General features: G+C 70.9%; 10 protein-coding genes and 1 pseudogene. 6 read left to right on the forward strand and 5 right to left on the reverse strand.

Annotated features, from left to right (window positions below; translation table 11 throughout):
• Positions 1 to 159: 159 nt before the first annotated feature.
• Positions 160 to 1,107 carry an NAD(+) diphosphatase gene (gene nudC, locus VF612_RS10235; RefSeq protein ID WP_408659749.1) on the forward strand — a complete coding sequence of 316 codons (948 nt, stop codon included), beginning with the start codon at positions 160 to 162 and terminating at the stop codon, positions 1,105 to 1,107.
• Positions 1,108 to 1,113: 6 nt separating this feature from the next.
• On the opposite strand, the gene VF612_RS10240 is transcribed toward nudC, so the two are convergent.
• Positions 1,114 to 1,746, reverse strand: a complete 633-nt coding sequence (locus VF612_RS10240) for a uridine kinase (RefSeq protein WP_408659750.1) — start codon at positions 1,744 to 1,746, stop codon at positions 1,114 to 1,116.
• A gap of 27 nt (positions 1,747 to 1,773) precedes the next feature.
• A complete protein-coding gene (locus VF612_RS10245) occupies positions 1,774 to 2,022 on the reverse strand; it encodes a mycoredoxin (protein ID WP_408659751.1) in 249 nt (82 codons plus the stop codon).
• 215 nt (positions 2,023 to 2,237) lie between these two features.
• Here VF612_RS10245 and VF612_RS10250 point away from each other — a divergent pair, with 215 nt between their 5' ends.
• The 4 genes from VF612_RS10250 to VF612_RS10265 all read left to right on the forward strand — a co-directional run bounded on the left by VF612_RS10250 (position 2,238) and on the right by VF612_RS10265 (position 5,825).
• The gene (locus VF612_RS10250) at positions 2,238 to 4,268 is read left to right on the forward strand and encodes an ATP-dependent helicase (RefSeq protein WP_408659757.1); all 2,031 of its coding nucleotides are present in this window, start codon (positions 2,238 to 2,240) and stop codon (positions 4,266 to 4,268) included.
• Positions 4,269 to 4,919: 651 nt separating this feature from the next.
• Entirely contained in the window at positions 4,920 to 5,207 is a 288-nt protein-coding gene (locus VF612_RS10255; RefSeq protein ID WP_408659758.1) for a WhiB family transcriptional regulator, read from the forward strand.
• Between the two features lie 147 nt (positions 5,208 to 5,354).
• Complete coding sequence (locus VF612_RS10260) at positions 5,355 to 5,516, forward strand: hypothetical protein (protein WP_408659752.1); 162 nt, start codon at positions 5,355 to 5,357, stop codon at positions 5,514 to 5,516.
• 144 nt (positions 5,517 to 5,660) lie between these two features.
• Complete coding sequence (locus tag VF612_RS10265) at positions 5,661 to 5,825, forward strand: hypothetical protein (protein WP_408659753.1); 165 nt, start codon at positions 5,661 to 5,663, stop codon at positions 5,823 to 5,825.
• A gap of 100 nt (positions 5,826 to 5,925) precedes the next feature.
• Here the strand turns inward: VF612_RS10265 and VF612_RS10270 are convergent, their stop codons facing one another.
• Both VF612_RS10270 and VF612_RS10275 read right to left on the reverse strand, forming a co-directional pair.
• Positions 5,926 to 7,236 (reverse strand): ABC1 kinase family protein, encoded by a 1,311-nt coding sequence (locus VF612_RS10270; protein ID WP_408659754.1) that lies wholly within the window; start codon positions 7,234 to 7,236, stop codon positions 5,926 to 5,928.
• A gap of 4 nt (positions 7,237 to 7,240) precedes the next feature.
• The gene (locus VF612_RS10275) at positions 7,241 to 8,347 is read right to left on the reverse strand and encodes a thiamine biosynthesis protein ThiF (RefSeq protein WP_408659755.1); all 1,107 of its coding nucleotides are present in this window, start codon (positions 8,345 to 8,347) and stop codon (positions 7,241 to 7,243) included.
• A 221-nt stretch (positions 8,348 to 8,568) separates the two neighbouring features.
• On the opposite strand from VF612_RS10275, the pseudogene VF612_RS10280 reads away from it, so the two are divergent.
• Positions 8,569 to 9,096 (forward strand): annotated as a pseudogene (locus VF612_RS10280) (M48 family metallopeptidase); the annotation flags it as partial.
• Here VF612_RS10280 and VF612_RS10285 read toward each other — a convergent pair.
• Positions 9,081 to 10,441: zinc-dependent metalloprotease (locus VF612_RS10285; protein WP_408659756.1), on the reverse strand; the 1,361-nt coding region annotated here is incomplete at its 5' end. The pseudogene VF612_RS10280 and the gene VF612_RS10285 overlap by 16 nt on opposite strands.

A 10,441-nucleotide genomic window follows, 5' to 3' on the forward strand; every position in this document is an offset into this window, starting at 1 on the left:
CTCGCCACCCATCCGGTGCGGCTGGCCAAGGTCACCGTCGCCGAGGTGGCCGAGGTGGCCGCGGAGTTCCTGGCGCCCCGCCGGCTGGCCGGTGTCGCGGTGGGGGATGCCGGCGCGATCACGGCGCCACTGTCCGGCATCGTGGAGGTCGAGTAGTCCTTGGCGCCCGACCGGCCGGCGAGCGACCCGTGGGCGGTGCCGGACGTGCCGATCCTGGCGCGCTCGGCGCACGACCGGATCGCGCACCGGCGCACCGACGAGGGCTGGGTGACGGCGGCCTGGGACGATCCGGCCAGCCGGGTCCTGCTGATCTCACCGGCCGGGACGGCTCAGGTCCGGCCTGGCCCGTCGCTGCGGTACGTGCCGCCGTCCGAGGCTGCCGTCGACGGTGTCCGGGTGCTGCTCGGCGCTGCCGACGGCGCGGTGTACCTGGCGCTGCTGGCCACCGACGAGATCGCGGGGGCCGACTGGCGTGGCCTGCGCGAGCTGGCCACCGAGCTGACCGACCTGGACGTCGGGCTGCTCACCACCGCGGTGGCGTTGCAGGCCTGGCACCGGACGCACCGGCACTGCCCACGCTGCGGCGCGCGGACCGAGGTGAGCAAGGCCGGCTGGACCAGGACCTGCCCGGTGGATTCCTCCGAGCACTTCCCGCGGACCGATCCGGCGGTGATCATGCTGGTGCACGACGGCGCCGGCCGGTGCGTGCTGGCCCGCGGGCCGCAGTGGCCGGCCGGGCGGATGTCGGTGCTGGCCGGCTTCGTCGAGGCGGGGGAGTCGGCCGAGGCCGCGGTGGCCCGCGAGGTGCGCGAGGAGGTGGGCATCGAGGTGTGCGACGTCGCCTACGTGGCAAGCCAGCCACACCCGTTCCCGGCGTCGTTGATGCTCGGCTACACCGCCCGGGTGGCCGGTGACCCGCGGCTGGTGATCGACGCCGACGAGATCGTCGAGGCCGGCTGGTACACCCGCGAGGAGGTCCGGCGGGCCACCGACTGGGGCAGCGAGCCGGCGCTTGACGCCGGCCAGCCGCTGCCGCCGCTGCGCGGCCTGCCGGGGACGATGTCGATCGCCCGGCAGCTGATCAACGCCTGGTTGCTGGAGGGCTGAGCGCGCTCACCGCACCGAGACGGCGGGGTGCTGAGGGTCGTCGTAACGGATCACCACGTCGGCGAGCCCGGCCGGGTCGACGTCGATGTCGTACCGGTCGAAGGCCGGCAACGTCCAGCGCCGGTCGTCGGGGACCAGCCGTTTCCTGGCCGCCCGGCTGACCGCGAAGTGGACGGCCAGGTCGAAGCTGAGCCCGGCGCCGAGCAGCAGCTCACCGCACACCAGCAGGACGCCATTGGCCGGCAGCGGCGCAGGGCGGGACCGGGTGGCCCGGTTGGTGGCCGGGTCGCGCAGCGTCGGCAGGTACTGGCCGCCTCCGGGCTGGCCCAGCGGCCTGAGCACCTCCCGTTGCAGGGCGGCTCCGTCCAGCCAGCCGGTGTAGAAGGACTCGACGTCGGTCTTGCCGTGCTCGAACCGCAGCGAGGCGTCGCGGTAGAAGTCACCGGCGCGCACCACGGCGACCGGATGCCCGAGGGCCCGCAGCCCGGCGCCCAGGGCATCGATCAGCGGCCCGAGCTCGACCCAGCCGGGCGCGTCCAGACCGGCCCGCAACGGATGCCCGCCGGGATGGCGCTCGATCAGCGTCTGGATCAGCTGCTGGGCCAGCAACTCCTGCGTGACGGCGGCATAGCGCCTCACCTCAGCGCCGCGCCTCAGACCCTGACCTCACACCAAGGCGGCGAGCTTCTCCTGCACCTGCTGCACGGTCGGGTTGGTGAGCGCCGAGCCGTCGGAGAACTCCAGGGTGGGGACGGTCTGGTTGCCACCGTTGACCTGCATCACCCGCTCCGCCGCGCTCTCGTCCTGCTCGATGTCCACCTCGGTGAAGGCGACTCCGGCGCGGGCCAGGCTGTGCTTGAGCCGGACGCAGTATCCGCACCACGGGGTGGTGTACATCGTCAACGAGGCAGTCATCGAAGGAGCCTTCCGCAGGTATGAGCGAATCTGGCAGGTTCAACGGCCACGATGGTCCCAGATGTTCCCTCCTGGGCGGATGCGGCTTGCGGTTCGGCCGTACACAGCGGGTTTCGCCGTGCACAGATTCCGGCCCGGCGCAGCGAACTGTCGGTCCCCCTTGGCAGGATGCAGGAGTGACCGCCGCCCGCTCCACCGCCTATCCCGCTGACCCGATGGCCGGTCAGGCAGCCGGCGCCGCGGCCGAGCGGGTGCTGGCCGGCCTCGATCCGGAGCAGCGCGCGGCGGCCGAGGCGGTCTCCGGCCCCGTCTGCATCCTGGCCGGCGCCGGAACCGGCAAGACCCGGGCCATCACCCACCGGATCGCCTATGCGGTGGCCAGCGGCGCGGTGCCGGCCGATGCGGTGCTGGCGGTGACCTTCACCGCCCGGGCGGCGGGCGAGCTGCGCACCCGGTTGCGCGGCCTGGGCGCCGGCGGCGTGCAGGCCCGCACCTTCCACTCCGCGGCGCTGCGCCAGTTGAGCTACTTCGCCCCGCAGATCCTGGGCGGGCCGATGCCCGAGGTGGCCAGCAATCCGATCCGCTGGGTGTCCCAGGCCGCGAACCGGCTGCGGCTGCGCACCGACAAGGCCGAGCTGCGCGACCTGGCCGGTGAGATCGACTGGGCGAAGTCCTCGCTGGTCACTCCCAAGGAGTATCCGGCTGCCGCGGCGAAGGCCAACCGGGGCATCTCGCTGCCGCCGGAACGGGTCGCCGAGGTGTACGTCGGTTACGAGGAGGCCAAGCACCGCAACAACGAGATCGACTTCTCGGACCTGCTGCTGATCATGGCGTCGGCGCTGGAGGAGCTACCCGAGGTTGCCCGCTCCATTCGGACCCGCTACCGCCACTTCGTGATCGACGAGTACCAGGACGTCTCGCCGATCCAGCAACGGCTGCTGGACGCATGGCTCGGCGGGCGCGATGACGTCTGCGTGGTCGGCGACGCCAACCAGACGATCTACTCCTTCGCCGGGGCCAAGCCGTCCTACCTGCTCGGCTTCGCCGAGCGCTATCCGAAGGCGACGGTTGTGCGGCTGGAGCGCGACTACCGCTCCACCCCGCAGATCGTCGAGCTGGCGAACCGGTTGATCAGCGGCGCCAGCGAGGGCCCGGCAGCACGGCTGCGGCTGATCGGCCAGCGGCCGGACGGCCCGCCGCCCAGCTTCACCGAGCACGACGACGAGGTCGCCGAAGCCGAGTCGGTGGCCGCGGCGGCCAAGCGCCTGATCGCAGCGGGGACACCGGCGTCGGAGATCGCGGTGCTGTTCCGGATCAATGCCCAGTCCGAGGTGTATGAGCAAGCCCTGTCCGAGGCGGGCATCCCCTACGTCCTGCGCGGTGGCGAGAAGTTCTTCGACCGGGCCGAGATCCGCCAGGCGCTGGTGTTGCTGCGCGGCGCGGCGCGGGCGGACGACGGGAGCGTGTCACTGCCGGAATCGGTGGCAGAGGTGCTCAGCTCGGTGGGCTGGAACGCCGAGCATCCACCACCCGGCGGCGCCGCCCGCGAGCGCTGGGAGTCCTTGGCCGCCCTGGTGAACCTGGCTGAGCAGTTCGCCGTCGAGATTCCGGCCGCCCGGCTCGATGAGTTCAACGCCGACCTGGAGCAGCGCGCGGCATCACAGCACGCTCCCACGGTGCAGGGCGTCACGCTGGCGTCGTTGCATTCGGCCAAGGGGCTGGAATGGGACGCGGTGTTCCTGGTGGGGCTGACCGACCAGACGCTGCCGATCCAGCATGCCAGCACTCCGGAGCAGCTGGCCGAGGAACGCCGGCTGTTCTACGTGGGCATCACCCGTGCCCGGCAGCACCTGATGCTGTCCTGGGCGCTGGCCCGCAATCCCGGGCAGGCCAGGCGCCGGCGCCCGAGCAGGTTCCTGGACGGGTTGCGTCCCGGGACGTCCGAGCGTGCGACCGGCCGGGCTGGCGGTTCGGGCAAGCGGGCGAAGACTACGGTGCCCGCGGAGGATGCCGCCGCCTTCGGCCGGCTGCGCGCCTGGCGCAAGAAGCAGGCCGAAGCGCAGTCGGTGCCGGCCTTCGTGGTGTTCTCCGATGCCACCCTGGTGGCGATCGCCGATCGCGCGCCGGCGACCGCGGCGGAGCTGGCGCAGGTGCCCGGCGTGGGCCCGACCAAGCTGGAGCGGTACGCCGAGGCGGTGCTGGCGGTGCTGGCCGGTGAGGATCCGGATCCGGTGGCCGTCGACTGATGACCAGCGATGGCTAGGGAATCGAACTCCCGGGACCGGTGAATCAAGCCCCGGGCATCGACCGCATGCCGGCCGGCCTGGGTGGCGGCCCGATGCCCCGCAATAAACATTCGGCGACTTTTCAATAAATGGTTTGTGCCCATCTCACGCTCTCCGCTAGCCTCGCGTACACAACCCGATCAGTTCGCCGTCGCTGCCTGCCGGTAGCGCGCCGAGATTCGCAAGGAGGTGCCGATCATGTCGACTTACACGAAGCTCCTCGCAGCCAACGTGACCCCGGCTGCCTTCGGTGCTGTCCCGGCAGGACTGTCGGCTTGTGTCGTCATGCGCAATCACGACATCGCTGGCACCGAGATGACGACTGTCTTCGGTCAGGCTCGCCGACCTCGAAAGATTCCGCTCTGATCACCTCAGAACGAACCTTTCGAGGCCGCGGATTCCCTGACCGGGAACCGCGGCCTTTGTTATTTCCTGGCTCCGCTCGCCGAGGCCAGGAGGGCAGGCGCAGGCAACGCCCGCCCACGGCACAACTGAATACGAAACGGATTTCTACAACGAAGTAGGAGGTGACCCGACGTGTTTGCCACTGCCACTCTGACCGAGCAGCAGACGCAACCGTGGGTTGTGGCCGAACCGCCGGCTGCTATCTCGATCTGTGAGCCACTGGCTGTCACGGTCGACCCGGCCTTCGGCGCCGACATCGACGACCTGCCCTGCCGGTCGCTCGATGCCGACCTCTGGTTCGCCGAGTCGCCCACCGAACTGGAGCAGGCCAAGGCGCTGTGCGCTGAGTGCCCGGTGCGGGCCGGGTGCCTGGCAGGCGCCTTGGATCGCCGCGAACCCTGGGGGGTCTGGGGTGGCGAGATCTTCAGCCAAGGGACCGTCATCGCTCGCAAGCGCCCACGCGGCCGGCCACGCAAGAACGTGGTCGCCGCCTGAGGCTCAGCCGACGGCGGCCGGGTAACCGGCCTGCGGTTGGTCTTCGGTTCTCACCGTCCGCCGTACGCGGAACGGATCCATTCAGGCTTTAGCACACAAGGAGTCAGTCAGATGTACACGATGTATGAAGCACTCGCACGAGATCGAATGCAGGAGCAGATGGCGTCAGCGGCCCAGCGCAGGCTGTCGCAGCAGCTCGTGCACACGCACCGTTGGCACCGGCTGGCGGCCTACTCCGCCAACCGGGCCGCTCGTTCGCAGCGGCGGCTGGCCGAGCAGCTGGGCGCCGACTACGAGCTGGTGGCATGAGCTGGGCTGACCGGCAGCCGGGTGACACCGGCTGCCGGTCAGTCGTTCTTGACGGCTGGCTGCCGTAGATAGCGCGACGGCGGCGGTGTGGCGCCTTCCGCTGGAGGCCGCGGCACGCTGGAATGAGTTGTGACTCAATGCCCGGTGACCTGCCAGATCTGTGGGCAGGCTGCGACCGATGCCGATGGCGACCCGCCGCTGACCTGGGTGCTGGATGCCGACGGCGACCGGCGCCGCTGGACCTGCCCGCGCTGCGCGCGGGACAATCTCCGGGCTGTGGAAGCCAAGTTGGAGCCGGAATGGTGGTGAACAGACCGCATCCGCGGCGCTGCGTCCAGAGCGATGGCGCCGTGGCAGAGCGGGCAGCGGCCCCGAGCGTCTGGTGTGCGCAGTACCTGGTGCGCTGGAGTTACCTGGCGAAACCGGGCTGCCAGGCCTCGGCGATCTGGCGGTACGGCGCACGAGCCCCGAGCTGGCAGAGCACCCCGATCGAGCCCAGGGTCACCCGGTGCAACAACAGGTACTCCGGTGGCAGGTTCAGCAGCCGGCCCACCCGGGCAGCCTCGTTGCGCGGGTCGCCGATGCGCTGGGCCTGTTCCCGCATCCATTCGCGGGTGAACCTGAACTCCGGCTGGGCCAAGGGCTCGAGGATCGGGCGCAGGTAGTCCATCACCCTCTCCGCGTCGATGCTCAAGCCCGGCCGGATGAACCGCTCGGCGAGCATCGCGGCCATCACCGCGTCGGTGTCGCCCTCCAGCACGAGCCGGGTGATCCGGCCCAGCGGCTCCGGTGTGCCATTCGGAAGCCGTGCCATGGCGCCGAAGTCCAGAACGCCGATCCGGCCGTCCTCGAGCAGCCGGAAGTTGCCGGGATGCGGGTCGGCGTGCAGCAGCTGGCAGCGCTGGGGAGCTGAGAAGTGCAACAGGGCAAGCAGCCCGCCGGCGCGGTCTCGCTGCTCCTGCGTGCCGGTGGCGATGATCTTCGACAGCGGGGTGCCCTCCAGCCACTCGCTGACCACCACCTTGGGCGCGCTGGCGACCACCCGGGGCGCGACGATATCGGGATCGCCCTCGTAGGCGGCGACGAACTGGCGCTGGGCAGCGGCTTCCAGCGTGTAGTCGAGCTCTTCGCTGACCCTGGCCTTCAACTCCGCGAGCAGGGGCTTGACGTCCAGGCCGGGAGAGATCATGCCGAAGACCTTGGCGAACCGGGACAGCTGGTTGAAGTCGGCCATCAACGCCGGGCCCGCGCCGGGGTACTGGATCTTGACCGCCACCTCGCGGCCGTCGGCCCATACCGCGCGGTGGACCTGCCCGATCGAGGCGGCCGCCGCAGGCTCGTCGTCGAAGGAGCTGAAGCGCGATCGCCACGACGTGCCGAACTGCTCATCGAGCACCCGGTGCATGGTGGCCGGCGCCATCGGGGGAGCGGCCTCCTGCAGGCGGGTGAGCGCTTCCCGGTACGGCGCGGCGGAGGACTCGGGCAGCGCGGCCTCGAAGACGGACAGCGCCTGGCCGAATTTCATCGCCCCGCCCTTGAGCTGACCCAGCACCGCGAACAGCTGCTCGGCCGTGCGCTGGGCAAGCTCTGCCTGGACGTCTTCAGGTGACTGACCGCTCAACCGGCGGCCCAGGCCCACGGTCGCCCGGCCGGCGACGCCCAGGGGCAGGCTGGCGAGCCGGGCGGTACGTGCCACGCCCCGCTGCGGGATATCAGTCACGGTTCTATTCTGCCGTGTCTGCCGTGTATGGGCTGGCTACGAGTGCAGCGCCACAGTCGCAGCCGTGATGAGCAGGCCAGCTCCGGCGGCGCAACCGCCAGTCCGGCAGCTGCCATTCCAGGGTCGCGCCGAGGACGGCCGGCCGCTGCCGGTCCAGGTAGGCCAGCGCCTGTCCGACCGCCACCCCCACCGTCGCCACGCACAGCGCGACATCGGAGCTGACCCGCCGGCGCGGCCGGGCAGCCAGTTGCACCGCGAGCGCCGGCCAGGCCGGATCGCGATCGGTCCGGTGCAGATCAGCGCACTGCAGGCAGCTCGTTCGTCCGGGTATCACGAGCGGGCCGACTGTCGCCTGCTCGCCGTCCACGGTGGCCCGTAGATGGGGCACCCGGTCCTGGTGCAGAGCCGAGCGCAACGACGTGTCCACCGGCGCGGGGTCGGTGAGCACCACCAGGTCGGTGGCGCGTTCCGGCGGGATGGGACCGGTTTCCACGTCCGGGCCGTACCGGCGCACCGCCTCGTCGGCCGCGACCGCGAACCTGCGGCCCTCATCGGCAGGCGTCACCCCGCCGGGGCAGGCGTCGGCGGCTGAGACCTCGCCACCGTGCACCAGCTGGATCCAACCCACCCCGGCGGCAGCGAAGGTGGCAGCCACCGAGGTCGCCAGCCTCGAGGTGCCGTGCACCGCGACAGCCGCCGCCCCGCGAGCGGACAGCATCGTCTCCGCCGCGTCTGCATACCGCGCCGTCAGCGCCCCCAGATCGGCCGTCAGCCGGGCCGGGATCAGGGACCGTTGCTCGGGCTGCCCCGGATCGACGCCGGTCAGGAACCCCGCCTTGTCGAGCATCGCGGTGAGCTCGGGCAACCCGTCCGGGCAGTCCCGGGACGGCGCCGCGCGGGGTCGGCTGCCGGCGCGCCACAGCAGCGCCGACAGGTGCTCGGGCTCTACGTTCTCCACGATGATCCGGCGGCTGCCGAGTTCGAGCTGGACCACCCGCCGCGACCGCCACAGCACCACCACAGCCCGGTTCAGCCGTCGAGGGATCGCAGAGCCGGACGGCAGGTCGTGGTCCGGCGCCCGGTCAGTGGAATGCAGGTGCTGCGGTGTCATGGACAGGACGTTGGCACATCGGCCCGACACCGAAGGCCGACTATCCACAGGAAGGCGAGAACCCTCAACCTAATGTCCACACTTGTGGAGTCAGCTGTGGATAACCTCTGGACGACGCGCGCACGGTGTCGTTGACAAGCTGTGGATAACGGCCGCCACTTTCTCCACAATCGGCCCGTCCTCGCCGGGTCTTGTCGGCTGCGCGGCTTAGGGTGACGGACATGGTCGATCCATCCCCGCTGATCGAGGTCCGGCGAAGCGCGCGCCGGCGCCGGACGGTGTCCGCGTACCGCGATGGCGACAAGATCATCATTTTGATGCCCGCTCGAACCAGCAAAGCCGAAGAGCGGCGGCTGATCGCCGAAATGGTCGAACGGGTCACCCGCCGGGAGGCCAGGATGGCCAACTCCGGCCTCCGCGCCGGTGACAGTGAATTGCTCGGCCGCGCCCGTCAGCTGTCCCACGCCTATCTGGACGGGCGGCCACAGCCCCTCAGCGTCCGCTGGGTCACCAACATGAACCATCGCTGGGGCTCGTGCACCATCGGCGATAGAACCATCCGGTTGTCACACCGATTGCAATCGATGCCTGCCTGGGTCATCGACTACGTGCTGGTGCACGAGCTCTGCCACCTGCTCGAGCCGGGACACGACCGCGCCTTCTGGGCCTGGGCGCAGCGCTACCCGCGCACCGAGCGTGCCCGCGGCTTTCTCGAAGGGGTGGCGGTGGCTGCTCAGCTGCCCGAGCTGTCGGACTGCGACTCGCCTGAGCCGGATGGCGGTCCAGCGGGCCGGTCCGCGCCTGTGGACGACCTGCCATGGCCCGGCCCGGTCGTGCCCGGCTCGGTTTCGGCGCCCGGCCCGGTCGTGCCCGGCTCGGCAGCGTCAGGTCCGGCCGCCTCGGGATCGGCAGTCCCGGACCGGGTGGCATCGGCAGCAGTCACCGGAGGAGCGGCCGCGGCCGGTGTCTCGGTCCCCTCGACAGCAGCTTCGGTCCCCTCGACAGCAGCCTCAGCCGGGGCTCCGGCGTCCTCGCCAGAACGCTCACCCGCCGGCCGGAACGAGGCCAGGTCGGGATCGTCCAGCTCAGGCATCTGCAGATCATGAGTGGCGCCGCGCTGCGCCGCGAAGCCCGTCGGGTCATCGAGATCGTCTGCGCTGGGAAGCAGGTCGGGGTGATTCCACAGCCCGTCCCGGGCGGAGGTGCCGTGCATCTGGTACATCGCCGCCCACAGCGCGGCGGCATCGCGCAACCGCCGGGGACGCAGCTCCAGCCCGACCAGGGTCGCGAAGGTCTGCTCGGCAGGCCCACCGGAGGCGCGCCTGCGCCGCATCGCCTCGGTCAGCGCATCACCGCCGGGCATCCGAGCGCTGGCTGCCTGGCTCACCACGGCGTCCACCCAGCCCTCGATCAGCGCCAGGAGCGTCTCCAGCCGGCGCAGCGCGACGTTCTGGGCCTCGGTGTTCTGCGGTTCGAACAGTCCGCCGGTCAGCGCGTTCTGCATGGATTCGGGGTTGCTGGGGTCGATGTCATTGAGCGCGGCCGAAATCGCCTCCGGGTCGATGGAGATGCCGCGGCCGTAGGCATCCACCGCCTCGATCAGCTGCTGGCGCAGCCAGGGCACGTGACCGAACAGCCGGTGATGCGCAGCCTCCCGCAGGGCCATGAAGAGCCTGACGTCGGCAACCGGGCGCTGAAGGCCCTGGGCCAGCGCGTCGAGGTTGGCCACGACCAGCGCGCCGACTCCGGGCGGGCCCAGGGGCAGACCCACCTCGGTCCCGGAAACGACCTCATCCGCCAGCGCGGCGATGCCCTGCCCGAGCTGGGCGCCGAACATCATGCCGCCGAGCTGGGCCATCATCGGCGCCATCGGGCCGGCCTGCGCGCTCATCTCAGGAGGGATCGCGCTCGACATCGCAGCGACCACCCGGCTGGCCACCGGATCGCACAGCGCTGCCCAGGTCCCGATGGTCTTCTCCACCCAGTCGATCTGGCTCCAGGCCTCGGTGGTGGTGATTCCCGATGGCAGGTCGGTGGCGCCATCGAGCCAGATGTCTGCCAGCCGCAGGGCATCGGCGACGGCAGCGTGATCGG

Source organism: Jatrophihabitans sp., assembly GCF_036388195.1.
Taxonomy (GTDB): Bacteria; Actinomycetota; Actinomycetes; order Mycobacteriales; family Jatrophihabitantaceae; genus Jatrophihabitans_A.